At 68.5% G+C, this 18,852-nt stretch carries 16 protein-coding genes and 2 tRNA genes; 6 read left to right on the forward strand and 12 right to left on the reverse strand.

Annotated features, from left to right (window positions below; all coding sequences use genetic code 11):
* Positions 1 to 5: 5 nt before the first annotated feature.
* The 4 genes from JRI60_RS31375 to dnaK form a co-directional block, all read right to left on the reverse strand.
* Positions 6 to 2,315: a vWA domain-containing protein gene (locus JRI60_RS31375; protein ID WP_204219619.1), complete on the reverse strand. Its 2,310-nt coding sequence runs from the start codon at positions 2,313 to 2,315 to the stop codon at positions 6 to 8.
* Positions 2,316 to 2,329: 14 nt separating this feature from the next.
* Positions 2,330 to 4,855: an AAA family ATPase gene (locus tag JRI60_RS31380; protein WP_430384414.1), complete on the reverse strand. Its 2,526-nt coding sequence runs from the start codon at positions 4,853 to 4,855 to the stop codon at positions 2,330 to 2,332.
* A gap of 107 nt (positions 4,856 to 4,962) precedes the next feature.
* Positions 4,963 to 5,370, reverse strand: a complete 408-nt coding sequence (locus JRI60_RS31385; protein WP_204219621.1) for a thiol-disulfide oxidoreductase DCC family protein — start codon at positions 5,368 to 5,370, stop codon at positions 4,963 to 4,965.
* A gap of 202 nt (positions 5,371 to 5,572) precedes the next feature.
* Positions 5,573 to 7,492 carry a molecular chaperone DnaK gene (gene dnaK / locus JRI60_RS31390; RefSeq protein ID WP_204219622.1) on the reverse strand — a complete coding sequence of 640 codons (1,920 nt, stop codon included), beginning with the start codon at positions 7,490 to 7,492 and terminating at the stop codon, positions 5,573 to 5,575.
* Between the two features lie 345 nt (positions 7,493 to 7,837).
* Between dnaK and JRI60_RS31395 the strand changes: the two genes are divergently transcribed.
* Complete coding sequence (locus tag JRI60_RS31395) at positions 7,838 to 8,929, forward strand: diacylglycerol/lipid kinase family protein (RefSeq protein WP_204219623.1); 1,092 nt, start codon at positions 7,838 to 7,840, stop codon at positions 8,927 to 8,929.
* Positions 8,930 to 9,065: 136 nt separating this feature from the next.
* Here the strand turns inward: JRI60_RS31395 and JRI60_RS31400 are convergent, their stop codons facing one another.
* From JRI60_RS31400 to greB, 4 genes are all read right to left on the reverse strand, one after another.
* On the reverse strand, positions 9,066 to 9,827 hold the full coding sequence (locus tag JRI60_RS31400) for an SAM-dependent methyltransferase (protein ID WP_204219624.1): 762 nt from the start codon (positions 9,825 to 9,827) through the stop codon (positions 9,066 to 9,068).
* Positions 9,828 to 9,908: 81 nt separating this feature from the next.
* The gene (locus JRI60_RS31405; protein ID WP_204219625.1) at positions 9,909 to 10,226 is read right to left on the reverse strand and encodes an HP0495 family protein; all 318 of its coding nucleotides are present in this window, start codon (positions 10,224 to 10,226) and stop codon (positions 9,909 to 9,911) included.
* A gap of 27 nt (positions 10,227 to 10,253) precedes the next feature.
* The gene (locus JRI60_RS31410) at positions 10,254 to 11,576 is read right to left on the reverse strand and encodes a PhoH family protein (RefSeq protein WP_204219626.1); all 1,323 of its coding nucleotides are present in this window, start codon (positions 11,574 to 11,576) and stop codon (positions 10,254 to 10,256) included.
* 315 nt (positions 11,577 to 11,891) lie between these two features.
* Positions 11,892 to 12,464 (reverse strand): transcription elongation factor GreB, encoded by a 573-nt coding sequence (gene greB, locus JRI60_RS31415; protein WP_204219627.1) that lies wholly within the window; start codon positions 12,462 to 12,464, stop codon positions 11,892 to 11,894.
* Positions 12,465 to 12,651: 187 nt separating this feature from the next.
* On the opposite strand from greB, the gene JRI60_RS31420 reads away from it, so the two are divergent.
* Positions 12,652 to 12,724 (forward strand) — tRNA-Lys (locus JRI60_RS31420).
* 5 nt (positions 12,725 to 12,729) lie between these two features.
* A tRNA-Glu gene (locus tag JRI60_RS31425) sits at positions 12,730 to 12,802 on the forward strand.
* A gap of 277 nt (positions 12,803 to 13,079) precedes the next feature.
* On the opposite strand, the gene JRI60_RS31430 is transcribed toward JRI60_RS31425, so the two are convergent.
* The gene (locus JRI60_RS31430; RefSeq protein WP_204219628.1) at positions 13,080 to 13,961 is read right to left on the reverse strand and encodes a LysR family transcriptional regulator; all 882 of its coding nucleotides are present in this window, start codon (positions 13,959 to 13,961) and stop codon (positions 13,080 to 13,082) included.
* A gap of 74 nt (positions 13,962 to 14,035) precedes the next feature.
* Here JRI60_RS31430 and JRI60_RS31435 point away from each other — a divergent pair, with 74 nt between their 5' ends.
* Positions 14,036 to 15,025, forward strand: a complete 990-nt coding sequence (locus JRI60_RS31435) for an NAD(P)-dependent alcohol dehydrogenase (protein WP_239469816.1) — start codon at positions 14,036 to 14,038, stop codon at positions 15,023 to 15,025.
* A 360-nt stretch (positions 15,026 to 15,385) separates the two neighbouring features.
* Here the strand turns inward: JRI60_RS31435 and JRI60_RS31440 are convergent, their stop codons facing one another.
* Together JRI60_RS31440 and sitA5 are read right to left on the reverse strand one after the other, a co-directional pair.
* A complete protein-coding gene (locus tag JRI60_RS31440; protein WP_204219629.1) occupies positions 15,386 to 16,000 on the reverse strand; it encodes a hypothetical protein in 615 nt (204 codons plus the stop codon).
* A gap of 7 nt (positions 16,001 to 16,007) precedes the next feature.
* Positions 16,008 to 17,570, reverse strand: coding sequence for a SitA5 family polymorphic toxin (gene sitA5, locus JRI60_RS31445; RefSeq protein ID WP_430384415.1), 1,563 nt, complete (start codon positions 17,568 to 17,570; stop codon positions 16,008 to 16,010).
* A gap of 216 nt (positions 17,571 to 17,786) precedes the next feature.
* Between sitA5 and JRI60_RS31450 the strand changes: the two genes are divergently transcribed.
* Together JRI60_RS31450 and JRI60_RS54665 are read left to right on the forward strand one after the other, a co-directional pair.
* Entirely contained in the window at positions 17,787 to 18,023 is a 237-nt protein-coding gene (locus JRI60_RS31450) for a DUF3606 domain-containing protein (protein WP_239469817.1), read from the forward strand.
* Complete coding sequence (locus JRI60_RS54665; RefSeq protein ID WP_275439032.1) at positions 18,016 to 18,150, forward strand: hypothetical protein; 135 nt, start codon at positions 18,016 to 18,018, stop codon at positions 18,148 to 18,150. Before JRI60_RS31450 ends, JRI60_RS54665 begins: the two co-directional genes overlap by 8 nt.
* A gap of 103 nt (positions 18,151 to 18,253) precedes the next feature.
* Here the strand turns inward: JRI60_RS54665 and JRI60_RS31455 are convergent, their stop codons facing one another.
* Complete coding sequence (locus JRI60_RS31455) at positions 18,254 to 18,847, reverse strand: dihydrofolate reductase family protein (protein ID WP_204219632.1); 594 nt, start codon at positions 18,845 to 18,847, stop codon at positions 18,254 to 18,256.
* Positions 18,848 to 18,852 lie beyond the last annotated feature (5 nt).

Genomic DNA, 18,852 nt, shown 5'->3' on the forward strand with positions numbered 1-18,852 from the left:
CCAGACTACTCGAACGGGCGGCAGAGGAGGCGCACGCGCTCGAGGCGCTCGTGCACCTGTGAACCTCCCGTGGCGAGCGCGGCGAGGTAGCGCGTGGGGTTGAGCTGGTACACCCCGAGCAGGTGCTGCAACAGGGTGAGGCCCTCGGTGGCGCGGCGCTCGACGGGGGCGAGCGCGGCGGCCTCCACGATGGCGTCGAGGACGTCGGCCACGCGGGCGATGACATCCGGGCCGGGGAGCTCGCCCGCCACCTTCTGGGCGGAGACCCGCGAGGGCTCCGGGAAGAGGGCATCGAAGGAGGCCTCGGAGGCCACGGGCCCGGCGGACACGGTCCGCCCCGCCGCGAGCGCCTCGAGTGCGTCCAGGTGGGGCATGAGCGCCTCGACAGTCTCCGGGGTGACGGGCACGTCGCGCGGCAGGAGGGTGCGCCAGGGGCTGTCGAACTCGGTGCGCGCCCACTGGATCTCCTGGTCGGAGAGGTGGTGGTAGAAGGCACGGCCTCCGAGACCGCGCTGCTCCTGGACCAGTGACTTGAGGTCCGGGTTCTCCTCGCCGAGCGAGATGAAGCTGAGCGCGATGTCCAGCGCGTCCATGGGAGCGCGGGTGCGGCGGATGAGCTCCAGGTCGACACGGTCCTCGCCGTCGGTGATGAGGACCACGGTGGCGCGAGCGAGGTACGGGTCCCTTCCCCGCGCGGCGCGGATGGAGTCGAAGGCGGACATGAGCGCGAGGGTGATGTCCGTCTGTCCCTCGGCGGGCGAGTCGCGGAAGAGCTTCTCGATCTGCCGGGTGGCCTCGCGGGCCGTGTCCACGCGGGCCAGCTCGGTGGGAATGTCGTTGAAGAAGGAGAAGTAGAGCGGGTCGAAGGGCAGCCCCTGGCGCGCCTTGACGCGGAGGTTGTTGAGCTCGGCGATGATGAGGGCGTCGCGGAAGCGGGCGCGCGAGCCGTGCATGGAGCCCGAGGCATCACAGACGTACACGCGCACGGCGGTGCGCCGCATCTTCTTGACCCGCGGAGGTGGCTCGTCCTCCAGGTAGGCACGCACCGTCTGGCGGTGCGAGGCCAGATCGTGCAGGAGCATCCGCGGGTCGGAGATGACGAAGTTGTGCACGTCGTGCAGGCTGCCCGTGCGCTCGAACGTCATGTTCTGCGTGGGGTACGGCACCCGCTTCGGCACGGGGCGCACCTTCTGGGTGTTCACCTCGACGACTTCCTCGGTGAGCGAGTCCTCCACGTCGAAGTAGCGGCCACAGCCAGCCGCCAGCTCGAACGCGGCGAGCTGCTCGGGCTTCAGCGAGAAGGCGAGGTCCGCGAGCAGATCATCCGCGGTGGAGGGCTTCGGGGCCTCCCGGGCCGCCTTCCCGCCATCGATAGCGGGGGGTTCCTCTCCAAACCAGCGGGTCAGATCGTCGCGCTCGGCGGACTCCAGCAGGGCCCGCATCGGCTCGCGGGAGGGCATCAGCGGCTCGAGTGCCGCGCGGGCCGCCGCCGCCAGCCGGGCATCGTTCGCCTCCACCGCGCGCTCGTAGAGCCCCCGGAGCGAGCGCCAGGCCATCCCCGGCTCCCTGCGCGCGGTGCGCTTCACCTCCTGCACCAGCGCCTCGAGCGAGCGCGTCGCCGGCTGCTCCCGGACGCGCTCGCGGGCCTGGGCCACCTCGTTGCGCAGGGCCACGCCCCGGTCCCGGTCGTGCTCCATGCCGATGCGCAGGAGGATCTCATGGGCGATGTCCAGGTCGCGCCGCTTCTGGACCAGGTCGTCCACGTTGGCCCGCGCCCGCTGCGCGAGGAACTCGGCCACGGCCATGCGGGCCTTGCTCGGAGGCGCCCCCCGCTCGTTCCAGGGGGAGCCGGGCCGGGCGAAGATCTCGAGCTCGTCCTCCTGCTGGGAAGGGCGCGAGGGGTTCAGGAAGAGGTCCGCCACCCGCAGCACCCGCGCGAGCCGGATGAAGCCCCGCTCCAGCGCGGTGCGTGCCCCGGGAGGCGTCCGCCCCGCGTGGTGCATCTTCTCCACCGCGTCGAGCGTCCGCTCGAACTCTTCCAGCGACTCGTCCGCCCGGGAGCGCAGGCCCGCGGCCAGGTCCCCCACCCTGCCCTTCTTCACGCCAAGCTCGAGCAACAGGCGCGCGTCCGCGAGGGTGTGCACCCCCACCCGCTCCAGCGCCCGATCGAGCGTGGTCACGATGGGCAGGGACAGGTCCACCTCTCCTGGGGCGGTGAGTCCGAGCCACCACCCGCGCAGGCCCTCGGCGTTGGACGAGCTCCCCTGGAGCGCGTCCAACCGGAGCCGCAGCCGTGCGAGCCGCGATGCGAGCACGCGTCAGCTCCTCCTCACAGCGAGGCCCGCAGCTCCAGCAGCTGCTTGCTGAAGCGGCTGAAGTCCTCGTCGATGCCGCGCAGCACGCCCTCCAGCTTGCGGGCGCTCTCACCCAGCTCGCCGGGAATGGCGCTCAACTGCGCGAGCAGGCCCTTGATGCGCACCAGCTCGCCCTCCTTGAGGGTGAGCAGCGGGAAGCGGCTCTTCACCAGGCGATCGAAGACCTGATCCGCGGTGGCGCGGTTCTGGATGGCCTGTGCCCCGGGCAGTCCGGTGAGGAGCTGGGTGAGCCAGCTGCGCAGGTACTTGATGCGCGTCTGCACGAAGGACAGCTCCACCCGGGCCAGCGCCTCGCGGATGCCGTCGGAGAGGAAGGAGGCGGCGGAGGGCGGCCGTGCGAAGGCGAGCTGTCCGTCCAGGCCGGACAGCGCGGCGAGCTCGCCATCCCGGAGATGCGAGGAGAACTCGCTCCGGTAGAAGGTGTAGGCCTCGCCGCTGACGGCGGCATGGGGGGCGGGCGGAGGACTGGCCACCTCGCGCCCGATGGCTCGCACGTACTCGCGCAGGCGCACCTCGAGCAGCTCCCGGCACTCGGCGAACACGGGCTCCGGGGTCAGACCCTCGCGCCGCAGGTTCTCCGCCACCACCTGCACCGTGCGCGAGAGCTGATCGATCCGCTCGAAGGGGGTGGTGGACAGCACGTCCCGCGCGTAGGCGAACCCGAGCGGCTGCAGCAGCTCCTGCTTGAGGCCGCGCTGCGCCGGGTCCAGCTTGCACAGGGCCTGCTCGAGCTGGCCGAGCCGGCGCGAATCCGCCGCGAGCGCATCGAGCGGATCCCTCCGGCCGCGAGTGCCCGGGAAGGCACTCTCCGAGCGCTGACGGAGGGCGGCCACGGCGCGCCGGCGGGCCTCGGACTCCGCGGCCCGCAGCCGCACCACCGCGCCCGCGCTCCCCTCGGCGATCAGCGCCAGGAGCTCTCCCACCCGGCCCAGCTCCTCGGCGAGGTTGTCCGCCAGCCCGACGAGCGCCTCCAGCACCACCGACTCGTCGAAGGCGAGGCTCTCCGCGTTCAGCGCCATCAGCTCCAGCGCCTGCATGACGAAGCGGGCCACCGAGTCACACACGGCGGGCAGCCGGGGACGCAGCTCCGGCACCTGGCGGCACAGCTCCAACGTCTCCGAGAGCGCGGCGAAGACGGCCACGCCCGCGCGGGGCTCCGTCCCCTCGACGGGTCCGCGCGCCACCCGCTGCTCCACCACCGCGAGCAGCCCGCGCGCGGCGCCCAGCAGGGCCGTGCGGTTCTCCGGGTGCCGGGGTCCCGGAACGAGCTTGATGCGCAGGCGCTGCGCCGTGGTGGAGACGATGCCGGGCTGGAAGTTGCGCGCGAGCGCCTCCACGGGCTTGAGGTCCTCGGCCGCGCCGAGAGAGACCGCCTCGCGCTCCACGCCCGTGCCCAGCTCCGCGCGAACCTTGGTCAGCGCGGCGTCGAAGGCCTTCTGCTCGATGCGGACGATCTCCAGCTGCGCGCGCTCGCGCGGGTCCACGGCCACCTTGAGGAGCGACTCGACCTCCTCGGCCTGCGGCCCGCCGAGCAGGAAGAACCAGCGCAGCGCGTCCAGGTCCTCCACGGTGGCCTCGAGCGGCCGGTCCGGACGGCGGTAGAGCTGATCCCTCACCACCGCGGCCTTGAGGGCCCAGAGCGCCTTCACCACCGAGCGCTGGGAGAAGTACTTGGTGGGGACATAGTCGGGCAGCTTGGACACCTGGGCCGTGAGCGCGCGCTCCAGCTCGTCGGCGAGCAGCTCGATGGCCTCGAGCAGGTGACTGGACACCGTCACCCGCTCCACGGCCTCCTGGAGCACGTCGAGCTGCTGCAGGGTGAGGCCGGCGCGCAGGTCCGGCCGCATGTTGGAGGCGAAGCGGTGCAGCATGGCCGCTCGGCTGGGGCGCCGGGCGAAGGACTTGGGCACGAAGGAGATGAAGCTGAGCCGATCCGCGAAGGCCAGCAGCAGCTCCGGCGAGCGCGCCAGCACCTCGGAGAGGTAGCGGTTGCTGGTCATGATGGCGCACTCGATGCGCCCCGTCGTCACCCGGCGCCCGTGCTTGAGCTCGCGCTCGTGCAGGACGTTGAGGATGGAGCGCAGGAGCATGTCGCGCCCGTCGAAGACCTCGTCGAGGAAGGCGTGGGTGGCGCCCAGCATGCCGTCCTCGGTGATGAACTCGGTGCGGCCCGTCTCGGTGAGCACCTTGAAGTCCACCGGGCCGATGAGGTCCGTCTGCACGGTGGACTCGGCGATCTGCTTGGCGAAGAGCGACGGCTGCCCCGTCTTCTCGTCGAGGATGCGCCCCAGCACCGACGAGGCGATGGCGCTCTTGGCCGTCCCCGGCGGTCCCACCACGAGCACGTGCTCCCGGCACAGCAGCGCGAGCTCGATCTGGGTGAAGAGCGTCTCACGCTCGAGGTAGGCCTCGCGCAGCTCCTGGAAGAAGTGGCGGAAGGCCTGCGCGGCCTGGGGGTGGACCTGAGAGGGAGAGTGGATCACGATCGCTCTGGCTGAGACAGGAGGCGACATCGTAGTCCCCCCCGCCGCCCCATTTGAAGGGCGCGGCGCCCCCCGTGCTCAGGATTGGACCGGCCGGACGACCCTCACTTGAAGTGCACGGCGCACGCGCCGTCCGAGCACGTCCGCCCCGCGATGCGGAAGCGGTAGCGGGCGACGAGGCCGTAGAACCAGTCCGCCACCTGCCTCAGCCCCGGCACGTAGTAGACGAAGAGCAGCTTGCCGAGTGGCCTGCGCCCCAGCGCCTGCACCACGGCCTCGGCGCCCTCGAAGACCCTCCCGTCCCCCTGGACCAGTTGCATGGCCTTCTCGCACCGCTCGGGCTCGACACCCGGGAAGGCGGCCAGCACCCCCTCGTCCCGGAACGAGCGCAGCTCCGTACCGCTGCTCCCCAGCAGCCGCTCGAACTGCTTCGCCGCTCCCCGACACAGACGGCAATGCCCGTCGTACAGGATGACGTCATGCCCCGGGGGCGTCGTCGTCAGCGCCTTCATGGGTCTCCTCCCGCCGTGTCCGGCCCTCGCTGCGAATGGAGTTTCTCATACAAGGGGCCGTTTGTTCCGCCCGCAAAACGGAAGGGCCGGAGATTCCCTCTCGGGAACTCCGGCCCTTCTCGGGGTTCAACCCTGGATGGCAACTACCCTCACCCCGGCCCTCTCCCAGAGGGAGAGGGTGTGTGGGGCGGGGGGCACCGGATTACGACTGGCGGAACTCGGCGTCCACCACGTCGTCCTTCGGCTTGGCCGAGCTGCCCGGCGCCGCGCCCTGCTCGGCCCCCGGGGGAGGAGCACCAGGAGCGCCAGCGCCAGGAGCGCCGCCCGTGGCCTTGTACATCTCCTCGGCCACCTTGTAGCTGGCCTGCTGCAGCTGATCCAAAGCCGCCTTGATGGCGTCCTTGTCCTGGCCCTCGCGCACGTCGTTGACGCCCTTGATGGCCGCCTCGAGCGTCGACACCGCGTCCGCGGGCAGCTTCTCGCGGTTCTCCTTCACCATCTTCTCCGCGGCGTACACCTGCGCCTCGGCCTGGTTCTTCACCTCCACCAGCTCGCGGCGGGCCTTGTCGGCGGCCTCGTTCTCCTTGGCCGCGTTGACCATCTTCTCCACCTCGTCCTTCGCCAGACCGGACGAGTGGGTGATGGTGACCTTCTGCTCCTTGCCCGTCGCCTTGTCCTTGGCGCTGACGTTGAGGATGCCGTTGGCGTCGATGTCCAGCGTCACCTCGATCTGCGGCACGCCGCGCGGCGCCGGCGGCAGGCCCGTCAGGTGGAAGCGGCCCAGGCTCCGGTTGTCACCGGCCATCTCGCGCTCGCCCTGCAGGATGTGGATCTCCACCTGCGTCTGGCCATCCGCCGCCGTGGAGAACGTCTCCGACTTGCGGGTGGGGATGGTGGTGTTGCGCTCGATGAGCTTGGTCATCACGCCGCCCAGCGTCTCCACGCCCAGCGACAGCGGGGTGACGTCCAGCAGCAGGATGTCCTTCACCTCGCCCGCGAGCACGCCGGCCTGCACCGCCGCGCCCACCGCCACCACCTCGTCCGGGTTCACCGAGCGGTTGGGCTCCTTGCCGAACAGCCGCTTCACCGCCTCCTGCACCTTCGGGATGCGCGTGGAGCCGCCCACGAGCACGACCTCGTTGAGGTCCTTGAGGTCCACGCCCGAGTCCTTCAGGCACTTGCGGCACGGCTCCAGCGAGCGCTCGACGAGGGTGTCGATCATCGCCTCGAACTTGGCCCGCGTCAGCCGCACGTTGAGGTGCTTGGGACCGGAGGCATCCGCCGTGAGGAACGGCAGGTTGATCTCCGTCTCCATCGTGCTGGACAGCTCGATCTTGGCCTTCTCCGCCGCCTCCTTCAGGCGCTGGAGGACCATCTTGTCCTTGGAGACGTCGATGCCGTTGTCCTTCTTGAACTCGGCGATGAGCCAGTCCATGAGCGTGTGGTCGATGTTGTCGCCGCCCAGGTGGGTGTCACCGTTGGTGGCGAGCACCTCGACCACGTTCTCGCCCACCTCCAGGATGGAGATGTCGAACGTGCCGCCGCCGAAGTCGTAGACGGCGATCTTCTCGTCCTTCTTCTTGTCCAGGCCGTAGGCGAGCGCCGCCGCGGTGGGCTCGTTCACGATGCGCCGCACGGTGAGGCCGGCGATCTCGCCCGCGTCCTTGGTGGCCTGGCGCTGGGCGTCGTTGAAGTACGCGGGGACGGTGATGACCGCCTCGGTGACCTTCTCACCCAGGTAGTTCTCCGCGGCGCGCTTGAGCTTGAGGAGCACCTGCGCGGAGATCTCCGGCGCGCTGTACTGCTTGCCGTCGAGCTCCACGCGCGCGTCACCATGGGGGCCGCGCACCACCTTGTAGGGGACGAGCTTGGCCTCCTCGGTGGTCTCCTCGTAGCGCCGGCCCATGAAGCGCTTGATGGAGTAGATGGTCCGCTCGGGGTTGGTGATGGCCTGACGCTTGGCTACCTGCCCCACCAGCCGCTCCCCATCCTTGGCGAACGCGACGACCGAGGGCGTGGTGCGGCTCCCCTCCTCGTTGGTGAGAACCTTGGGCTCGCGACCCTCCATGATCGCCACCACGCTGTTGGTGGTGCCCAGGTCGATGCCGATGATCTTACCCACGGTGTGTAACCTCCGGAAATTACTACGGAAAACATCCCGGAGCCCTCGAATGGCTCCGACATGTGCCCAACGTAACCACCCACCTGGGGGTGTCAAACCGTGGCGAGGCGCGTCACGGGCGAGCCACCCGGCCGCCACGGGTGCGTAACGCGCTCTCCACTTCCGCCACCGTCCGTTTGCAACCAGACGGCCGGGCGCTCACTAACGAACGCGCCAACCCCCTGAAAACACAGGTGTAGGTGGAGCTAACGCCTCGCGTCAGCCATTGGCTGAGAATGTGCACTGGGCGAAGGCCGCGTTGTCGTGTGGCAACGACATGCCCCTACCCCCCTTGGAGGCAGCCTCATGCTGGTACAGCCACTTCGGTCCGTGGATCCGCGCCAGATTCCGTCCGTCACCGGTGCGCCCGAGCACAAGGTCGCGGTGCTGCTCAACGCCAATGCCCGCAAGGTCGACGCACGGGTGGTGAAGTCGCTCTCACATGTGGTGCCGGAGCAGGACCTGTTCCTGTCGCGCTCGGAGCTGGACTGCCGGCGCATCGTGCAGACGGTGTTGGAGCGCAACTACCCGATGGTGTTCACGGGAGGCGGAGACGGCACGTTCCTGGGCTTCGCCAACGAGATGTTCCGCCAGTTGGATGCGCGAGGCCGCTTCGCGGGCAAGCGAGCGCCGCGCTTCGGAGTGCTGAAGCTGGGCACGGGCAACGGCCTGGCCACGTACGTGAATGCGGGAGGAGGCCAGGACGGCATCCTGCAGGACGTGGTGAGGGCGCGAGCGGGCCAGGTGCCGGGCCACCGGCGGATGGACCTGCTGATGGTGGACGGCCAGCGCACGCCGTTCGCGGGGCTGGGCGTGGATGGGAAGCTGCTCAACGACTACATCTGGGTGAAGAGCAACCTGGGCCGCGGCTTCTTCAAGAAGATGCTGTCGGGGCCGGGAGGCTACTTCTCGGCGGTGGCGTTCAAGACGGTGCCGCACTACCTGACGAACTCGACGTTCGTGGATTGCGAGGTCATCAACGGCCAGGCGGGAGAGGCGTACCGGGTGGGGCCGGATGGCACTCCGGTGGGAGCGCCGATCGCACCGGGAGAGCGGATCTTCAAGGGCGAGCTGATGATGGCGGCGGCGGCGACGATGCCCTTCTACGGGTATGGCTTCCGGATGTTCCCCTTCGCGGGGGAGCGGCGGGGGATGATGCAGCTGCGGCTGGGCCAGTTGCAGGCGGCGAACATCCTGGCGAACCTGCCGAAGCTGTGGGCGGGCCGCTGGTTCCCGGAAGGCCTGCAGGACTTCTACGCGAGCGAGGTGCACATCCGCTTCGCGAAGCCGATGCCGTTCCAGGTGGGAGGGGACGCGGCGGGCTACCGAGAGGAAGTGAAGCTGAGCGTGGCGCCGGATCCGGTGGAGCTGCTGGACTTCCACGGAGCGGTGCACTGAATGAAGCCCCCTCCCTCTCCCGCCGGGAGAGGGTCGGGGTGAGGGTACCTGTCCCCCCGGTTAACATCCGTGCAATGCCCCCTCTCCCTCTGGGAGAGGGCTGGGGTGAGGGTCTGAAGCGCCCTACCCGTTCCCACTACCCGCGATCGCGCGAGGCAGGAGGACGCTCCCCGGGCTCCTTGCGGCGACCCACGAGGAACGCATAACTGGCGGTGGCCTTGTTGCCGCTCTCGCGGTGCAGGGCCATCTCCTCGCGCAACCAGCGAGCCTGCTCAGCGGGAGCACTGGCGAGATGAGGCTCCAGCTCCTTGTAGAGCGTGTCCATCTCCGCGTCCTGAAGAGACTCAGCGGACTCGGGCTCGAAGCCGGACTGAGCCAGAGCGTGGAGCAGCTCCCGGGGCAGCAGCAGGGGTGCACCCAGGCGGCGCTCCCAGAACTCGATCACCGCACGAGGCGTCACCCGTCCCACACGCACGGGGTAGGTAATTCCCACCCGCCCCTTATGGGCAAGCAGGGGCCGGAAGGTGTTGAGGGCCTCGGGCAGGGACATCAGCACGCGGCCCTGGCAGAGGACGGCATCGAACTCGCCCTCCCGGAAGGCGGGCTTGCGGAGGTCGATGCGCCGGACCTCGACGCGGCCGTCCAGGGCGAGCGAGTGCACCCGCTCCTTCATGCGGGAGACGAGGGCCTCGTCCGTGTCCGCGGCGACGACCGAGCAGCCGAACTCCTGGGCGAGCAGCACACTGGCCAGGCCGGAAGGGCCGCAGCCCAGCTCGAGCACGCGCCCCCCCTCCTCCAACTGCGCCACCTTCGCGAAGCGGCGCGTGGCGGCCTCGGAGCAGAAGGGACGCCGAGCATCACCAGGGAAGTAGAGCGGGAAGGGCTCGGCCGTGCTCATGAGAAGCCCCTTCTACACTGCCGGACCCGAATCGCCAATTCCCCTCGACAGGGCGCTGGGGGGACGTGGTGCCGGCCGCCCTCAGAGGTAGTAGACGACCCGCTGCTCCTGCCGGAGGCGGGCGTAGATGGAGCGGCGGTGCTCCTCGGAGAGCAGGTAGACGGAGACGCTCAAGGAGACGTAGGTGCCCTTGCTGCTGGGCTGCTCACGGATGGAGTCCGGGGAGATCTCCGTCCCCATGAGCGCCCGGAAGAGACCGCGCACGTAGTCAGCGAAGTCCGGGGCCTGCCGGCCCATGACCTTGAAGGTGTAGACAGTGGGGTACTCGATGAGCGGCTTGTTCTCCTGGCCGTCACCGCCGCCCTGGGTGGCTCCGTCGGCGTTTCCGTCTCCCTTCATGACTGCATCCTCGTGCGGCGCAGGGGGCTAGAGGAGGTTGGCCGCGAGCTCGGCCAGGGCGCTGCGCTCACCCTTGGCCATGGTGATGTGGCCCGCGATCTTCTCGTTCTTGAAGCGGTTGACCACGTGGACGAGGCCGTTGTTGGTCGCGTCCACGTACGGGTTGTCTATCTGGAACGGGTCCCCGGTGAGAATGATTTTCGTGTTGTCGCCCACGCGGGTGATGATGGTCTTGACCTCGTGGGGGGTGAGGTTCTGGGCCTCGTCGATGATGATGTACTGGTTGGGGATGCTGCGCCCGCGGATGTAGGTAAGGGCCTCGATCTCCATGAGCCCCAGGTCGATCAGCTCGTGGTAGCCGCGGCCGGCCTTCTTGTCGGCGCGGCTGAGGTTCATGAGGAACTCCACGTTGTCGAAGATGGGCTGCATCCAGGGGTTCATCTTCTCTTCCAGGGTGCCCGGCAGGTACCCGATGTCCCGGCCGAGCGGGAAGACGGGCCGGCTGACGAGCAGCTTCTGGTAGGTGCCCTCCTCGGTCACCTTGTGGAGCCCGGCGGCGATGGCCAGCAGCGTCTTGCCCGTACCGGCCTTGCCCACGATGGTGACGAGCTTGATGTCGTCGTTCATCAGGAGGTCGAGGGCGAAGCTCTGCTCCATGTTGCGCGGGCGGATGCCCCAGACGCCCTCGCTCTTCATGCCGCGCAGCAGCGGCACCACGCGGCCGCGGGCGGCGTTGAAGCGGCCCATGGCGGTGTGGGACGGGTTGGTCTCGTCCTTGAGGAGGATGAACTGGTGCGGGGAGAGCTTGTCCTGACCGGAGAGCTCCACCTCGGCGCCGGACTTGTACATCTGGTCCACCACCTCGCGGGGAACCAGGCGCTCGGTGAAGCCGGTGTAGAGCTCGGTGATCTCCACGCGTTCGGCGTCGTAGTCCTCGGCGATGAGGCCCAGGGCGTCCGCGCGGATGCGCAGGTTGGTGTCCTTGGTGATGAAGACGGCCGGGGACTGGGGCTCGCGCTCCATCAGGTCGATGGCCACCGCGAGGATGCGGTTGTCCATCAGGTTGCTGTCCGCCATGGAGAGCGGCAGATCCCTGTCGGTGAAGCACACGCGCAGCACGCCGCCGTGGGGCAGGCGCACCCCGTCCTTGAGAGACCCCTCCTCCCGGAACGAGTCCAGGTAGCGCGCCACCAGACGCGCGTTGCGTCCCAGCTCGGAGAGATCGCGCTTGAACTGATCGATCTCCTCGATGACGTAGATGGGGATGATGACGTTGTGTTCCTTGAAGCCGTAGATGGAGCGCGGGTCGTGGAGGAGGACGTTGGTGTCGAGAATGAAGTTCTTTCGCATCGTGTGGAGCGCGACCTCGAAGTGGGTGCGACCGCTGGAACCGACCGTGCGACGGGACTCCGACTGACGGACCGCTTCTGCGTCTGACTGCCAGCCTGAATATAGGCCCGGCTTCCCACGTGGACAGCCCACCAGGGCCATGTGGATGTGTACCTGGAGTGTAACGCGCGGGGTCATGCGGGGAGTCCCACGGGACCCCTGATCCGAGGATCAGGGGACGCGCCCCCGAAGCGGTCCTCCCGCCCCATCCCGGCGTCTCCCAACGGACACTCCGGGGCCGGGCAAGGGAGCGGGGGGTGGACGAAGCGCTCGTGGCTACGCGTAGCGGATGCGGACGAGGGTGTACTCGATCTCCCCGCGAGGGCGGATCACCTCGACGGTGTCGCCCACCTTCTTGCGCATCAGGGCGCGCGCGATGGGCGACTCCACGCTGATGCGGCCGCCCGCGGTATCGATCTCGTCCGAGCCGACGATCTGATAGGTGACCTTCTGGCCGTCCTCGTCCTCGAGGGTGACGGTGGCGCCGAAGTAGACGCGCTCGGTGTCGGTCTGCTCGGAGGGCTCGACGATGGTGGCGGTGTCCAGGCGCTTCTGGAGGAAGCGGATGCGCCGGTCGATCTCCCGGAGGCGCTTCTTGCCGTAGATGTACTCGGCGTTCTCCGAGCGGTCGCCCTGGGCGGCGGCGGCGGACACCTCGGCGGTGACCTTGGGGCGCTCCTCGTTGAGCAGGCGCAGCAGCTCCTTGTGCATGCGCTCGGCCCCTGACCGGGTGAGGTAGCGGCGAGGGCCGGAGGAGGACTTCTCCTCCTCCTCTTCATCCCCACCCTCCAGTTCCAGCTCGTCGTTCTCCTCGGGGGCTTCCTTGGAATTCCGGACGTCTCGACGCATGGGCCCTGTATAGCGCCTCCGGAGGGCGGGGACAGGGAGGAGGCGCGGGGGGGTCGGCCGTTGACCGTTGGCCGTCAGGAACGGAGGGAGCGAATCGCCAGTAGAAGTCCGAAAGAAGTGCTGGTAGAGAGCGCGCAGATGCCGGGGGGGTTGCGGAATCCGGCGATCGGCCAAAAAAGAATAGTGCGAGTCGCTAGCTCAGCTGGTAGAGCACCGGCCTTTTAAGCCGAGGGTCGGGGGTTCGAGCCCCCCGCGACTCACAGAGGTCCCCGTCGTCTAGAGGCCCAGGACGCTGGCCTTTCAAGCCGGTAACACGGGTTCGAATCCCGTCGGGGACACAAAAGCCAAGGCCGGAAGCCGCTGAGCGATCAGGGGTTTCCGGCCTCGGTGTTTTCAGGCCCCAGCGCGTCCCGACTACCAGTTCAACAAGCAGGTCATCCATCACCTGTTCTGCAAGACCTGCGGCATCCGCTCCTTCGCGCGCGGCACCCGTCCGAATGGCCCGGTGGTGGCGATCAACACCCGCTGCCTGGATGACGTGGATGTGACCAGGCTGAACATCCAGCACTTCGACGGGAAGAGCCGCCAGGCACGGCTTGTCCGATGGTCCGCGGCCTATGCGTTCCCCTCAAGTGTGCGCTGATGGGGTTTGAAGGCGTCGTAGACGTGGTCCATGAAGGCACGAATACGCCTGTTGTTGCGAAGCTCTGGCAACGTCAGCACCCAGAGATCGCGCGCCTCTTCGGAGAGGCGCGCTCCCACGCGCACCAGCCCTGGATCGGCATCGCCGTCGAAGCACGCCAGGAAGGTGACGCCCATGCCGGCGGAGAGCGCGCGCCGGCGGACCGCGAAGTCGTCGGAACGCAGCGACACCTTGGCTCCCGGCGCGTTCCGGGCCAGCCAGTCATCGAGCCAACGCCCATCGGAGCGCTCGTCCGAATGCAGCCACGGAAAATCCGCGAGGGTGGCACCAGGGCCCATCCGATCGACGAGTGAACGCGCGGCGTAGGCCTCGAACTGCATTCGACCGACGCGGCGGCCCACCAGGCCCTCCGCCGGATTGTTGCCCAGACGCAGCGCCACATCGGCCTCGCGGCGAATGAGCGACACCTGCTCATTGGTCACGCCGAGGGTCACCTCCACCCCCGGATAGCGCTGGATGAAGCTGGAAAACACCTCGGGAAAACCCGCGAACAGGAAGTCCACCGTCGAGACCCGCAGCCGGCCGCGGAGCTCGGCGTCACGGCCCAGAAGCCGCCCCTCGGTCACGTGGATCTCCGCCTCCAGCCGCGCCGCGGTCTCGGCCAGCTCGTCGCCGGCGGCCGTGGCCGCGAAGCCTTCTTCGGTGCGGTCGAAGAGCCGGACGCCCAGCCGATCCTCGGTCTCCTTCAGGCGCCGCCCGACGGTGGTCCGGGAGACCCCGAGGGTGGCGGCGGCGCCGGACAACGTCTTCTCGCGGTGGATCGCCAGCACGTAGCGAAGGTCGTCCCAGTCCATGCGCACATTTTTGCACGCCGACATCCCGAAATCATGCGTGGGGCGCCAGTTTCCGCACGCGTAGGGTGGTCCTCATGCGAACCATCTTGCAAAGCGGTTACGGAGAGCCTGAACGGGTCCTGGTGCAGGGCGAGAGCGACATCCCCACGCCGGGCGACGGCGAAGTCCTCGTCCGTGTGCACGCGACGTCGGTGAACACGCCGGACTGCATCGCCACCCTCGGAGTTCCCTACGCGCTGCGCCTGGTGTCCGGCCTGCGTGCGCCCATGTCGCCGGTCCGCGGCTCGGACGTCGCCGGCGTCGTGGAAGCGGTGGGCGCCCACGTTACCGGCTTCGCACCCGGCGACGCCGTGTTCGGCTCGGTGTGGACGGGAGGTTACAAGCGCGGCGCTCCCGGGACCTTCTGCGAATACACCGTGGTCCCGGCGACACAACTGGCGCACAAGCCGGCGCAGCTCAGCTTCGAGGAAGCCGCCGGGGCGGTGATGTCGGGCGTGACGGCGCTGGTGGCCATGCGCGATGTCGCTCGCGTCCGCGCAGGTCAGCAGGTGCTCGTCAACGGTGCCTCCGGTGGCCTGGGGACGTTCGCCGTGCAGATCGCCAGGGCCTTGGGTGCCAGGGTCACGGGCGTGTGCAGCACGAGGAACGTCGAGCTGGTGCGTTCGCTCGGTGCCTCCCACGTCATCGACTACACGCGGACGAGCTACCCGGAGCAGGACGCGCGCTACGACGTGGTGATGGACAACGTGATGAACCACCCTCCGTCGGTCTCGGCGCGCGTCCTCACCGCGAATGGGATGTTGCTGCCCAACAGCATCGGCACCCACAAGTGGCTGGGAACGCTGCCCAGCATGGCGTTCGGGGCGCTCTTCAAGTCCAGGCAGTGGCGCACGATTCAATTCGTCCCGTCACGCAAGAACCTCGAGGACATCGGCGCGCTGATTCAATCGGGCGCCGTGAAGGTCGTGATCGACAGGACCTATCCGCTCGCGCACGCCGGCCAGGCCGTGGCGCACATGGTGAGCAGGCGCGCGCGCGGACAGATCGTGATCAGCGCCATGTAGGCAACGGCGAGCAGGCGTCCCCCCTTCTGTGCACTTGGATGGAGCATAGGCGGCATGGGAGCCCTGTTGCGGGCGAGGGCCGGGGTAGGTGGTCGTCCAGGAGGGCCGCGCGACACGCATTGGACGGTGCAGGAGGGCCCTGAGGAGGCCCGCCCGTCGCGCTCCAGGCATACCCCTCCCCTGCGCAGGCGACCGCTCGCCTTGGGCTGTGCCAGAGAGTGCATCCCTCAGCCAGCAGTCGCATCACTCCCCGCTCTACGGGGTTCCACCACCTGAACGCACTGCGACGACAGCCCCGGCTCCGAGGTCTCTCCTCGGGCCGGGGCTCTTTTTCATGCTCGAGCTGGCTAGTCCCGCGCTCTACATGAAGATCCCGGGTGCCCTCTCCAAGGCTGCGCGCAGTTCCTCGATCGTCGTGTCCATCTTCTCGGCCACAGTGGGCGCGTGCCAGGTCGACGCGACTGTGCCCTCGGGCGCATCACACACCACCTTGATGACCGAGCCGAAGAAGCCGGGCCACTCTTGCTGCCCCAGGTCCGCGCCGTGACGGCGTGCGTCCATGAAGGTGAAGCACGGCCAGCGCGGCAGTCGAATCGTGCTCATGTCGCAGTTGAAGAACCGACAACCATTGAGCCGTGCCTCCGAGAAGTCACAGTCCTCGATTCCGCCGAGCCGCCATCTCTCGTCCACGTCCTCGCGGAACCCGAAGTCGTTTCCGCCGAACCGGCCCTTGAACCGGCACCCCTTCAACTTCATTGCCGCCCAGGGCAGCGTCTTCAGCTCGCTCTTCGCGTGAATGGTGCAGTCGATCAGCTTCCCCGACACCAGATGCAGCCACCGCGCCGAAATGTTGGTGACCAGCGTACAGCCCCGGAGCGTGACGTTCGGCCCGAGCCAGTAAATGGCCTTCTTGTCCGTAAGCTCCAGTCGCTCGCCCTCAATCTCTCGATTCTCGTAGTGGATGTTGGGAGTCACGCGGCCCTCAGAAGAAGATCATGCGAAAGAAGGTGCTCGCCATTCGTCGCCCGTGCAGCGCGAAGTTGGACTCCGTACCAGACAGGATCTCGTAGTGGTAGCTCTGGCCACCCGGACCGGTCACGTCCACGCCTCGCTGGTTCCACGACAGGTGCGGGAAACGGTTGGCCACCTGTCTTTCGACCCATCGCCCACGAGCCTGACGCTCGAGCAGATTTGCCCGGTGCTCTTTTCCAGCACGCAGCATCTTGTCAATCGCCGCCGCCTCCTCATTCGACAGCGCCGCCCGAGACCACTTCGCCGCCTCCTCCCTCACCGCCGCTTGCAGTTCGTCGCCCAGGCGGTCCTCCGCCGGAATGTCCCTGTAGCTCTTGCCGCGCGGGAGGTGCCACCGCTCGCCAGTGCTGAGAATGACCTGCTTGTTGCCACCGCGGTGCTGGATGGCCACGGTGCCCGAGTGCCCCCCAGCAGCTCCCGAGCTGCCGCTCCTCGCCAGCACGTTGATGGCCACCGGCGCCTGCGGGGACATGAGGACGACGAGGGCGCGGCTCTGCTCCACCACCACCTCCACCGCGGCGGCCTCCTCCATCGCCACCGCCACGGAGCCCTCCATGCCCTGGGCCGCCCACTGCGCCTGCACCTGGTTGAACCTCGGCAACGAGCGAAGGTGCGTCGCCATCTCGCCCAGGGTCCGTCCGGTGAGAGTGGCCACCGCGAGGATGAGGGCCCGGGCCGCGTCCGTGCCTATGCGCTTGCCGAAGACCTCGCCAGCGTCGCGCAGCTCCTCGAAGGTGGTGGCCTCGTGCGCCGCGTGCGCCATGCTGGCCCACCCGTCCATGAGGCCCCACATGGCGTCCACGCCCAGCCAGGCCAGAAGCACCACGGAGAGCGCGGCCGCCACCGCCTTCGTGCTGGGCTCTGGTAGCAGCCAGAGCGCCAGGTACAGACCCGCGGCCCACACTAGGCAGGAGAGCAGCGCCTGCGGACTGAGCTCGCGTCCAAGGGCCGCTCGCGTCTCGTCCAGCACGCCTCCGAAGGCCAATGCGAGCGCCAGGGTGCGCCTGTCGTCCGTGCGCAGGTAGGGCCCATCCGTGAAGAGGCCCAGGCAGTCACCGCCGCCACGTGGCTGACACCACCGGAGGTACTTCTCTTTGAGCGCCGCCTCGGCCTCGGGCACCAGCGAGCCCTTGTCGGTGAGGGGCACCAGCGTGAGAACCCTGTCCCGGTACACCTCGGCGAGCAGCTCCTCCTCGGGCATGGCCTGGAGCAGCCCTTGGGCGGCCTCCTGGGGAGTGCCGCGCACCTGGTGGTGCTGGAGCAGCTGCGCAACCGCGCGTTGGTACTCCTCCCGCGAGACAGCCACCACCCGCGTGCTGTCGCGCGCCTCCACCTCGGCGGCGTACACAACAAGCACCGGCTGCAGCTCCCTCGGCGCCGAGCGCGCCTCGCTCTCAGCAGCCTCCTCCCCCGCACGCCCTCCCCCTGCCCTCCTGCCCGCCGCGGGCCCCTGCGTCGCGCAGGCCGCGTGGAGGAAGAGGACGATGAGCCAGAGGGCCCCGGCCGGCGCCAGGGTGGCGGGCCCCGCCTCCGGGCCTCGAGCTGCGTTCCGCCGCCCTCCCCCACCGCAGGACTCGGGTGCTTATAAAACATGGCGCTGGCCTCCCCCAGGAGCATCAGTCCCGAAGGATAGGATGCGGGACGGCCAACCCTGCAGGGGGCGGGCGCGCAACGCCCCACAGTCCGAGCCCCATCTACTGTGGGATCCTGGACGTGCGCGAAAACGGCCGTGCTCCGAAGACGGAGTGCCAGACGTCGGAGGTCGGTTTCAGGGTACTGGTGCAGGAAGTTCGGCTGCACCGAGTCGGAGCTGCGTGAGGCCGTCAGGGAAGTCGGCACGAGCGCTGCTGCCGTCGAGGAGTATCTCAAGAAGCTACGTCTGGCCCGCCACCGAGCAGGACTGGGGCAGCGAGACCACCTACAAGGGCCAGGTGGAGCCCACCGCCCCGAAATCGTTCGTGGATAATCTGCGCCGTGACCTGCCGCTCATCCGCTCCAAGATGCGGCGCGTGACGAACAACAGCCCGTCCACCCCGAATGCCCCGGGCGAGCGCCGGGTGCCCATGGTGACCTCGCTGGCGCCGCCTCCGTGACGCGCGGCGGGGAACGCCGGATTCGATCCCCGCCGCCTCCATCCCGAGAAGCCTGGCAATCTCGTGGGGTTGCCGGGTTCTTCCTGGCCCTCGGATTCTTCATTCAGAGTGCCGATTTCCGCTCGCGTTCGTAGTGGAGGCCCACGACACCACTGGGATAGGGCGTCGCCGCCTTCAGCTTGAAGGTCGTGTGAACTCCTTCGGGAAGCAGTCGCTTTCCGCCGCCCAGGATGAGCGGATAGAGCAGCAGATGAAGCTCATCGACCAGGTCGTGCTCGAGCAGCGTGTGCACGAGCTCGTGGCTCCCATCCGTGAGGATGTTCTTGCCGGGCGCTGCCTTGAGCTTCCGAACCGCCTCGACGACGTTGTCGCGAATGATCGTCGTGTTTCGCCAGATGGGCTTGTCGAGGCTCTTCGATACGACGTACTTCGCCGGGGCGTTCATCATGTCCCCGAAGGGGTCGCCAGGCTTCATCGGCTCGAACGCGTTCGCATGAATCTCGTACGTCTTTCGTCCGAGGAGGAACGCATCGGTCTCCCGCATGAACGCGCCGAAGGCGTTGCCGATGTCGTCATGCCAGTAAGGCAGGGTCCAGCCACCGTGCTTGAAGCCACCTTCGGTGTCTTCGTCGGCGCCACCGGGAGCCTGCATCACACCATCGAGGGAAAGGAACTCTGAAACGATGAGCTTGCGCATGTGTT

The sequence above is a fragment of the Archangium violaceum genome, from assembly GCF_016887565.1.
In the GTDB taxonomy this organism is placed as follows: Bacteria; Myxococcota; Myxococcia; order Myxococcales; family Myxococcaceae; genus Archangium; species Archangium violaceum_B.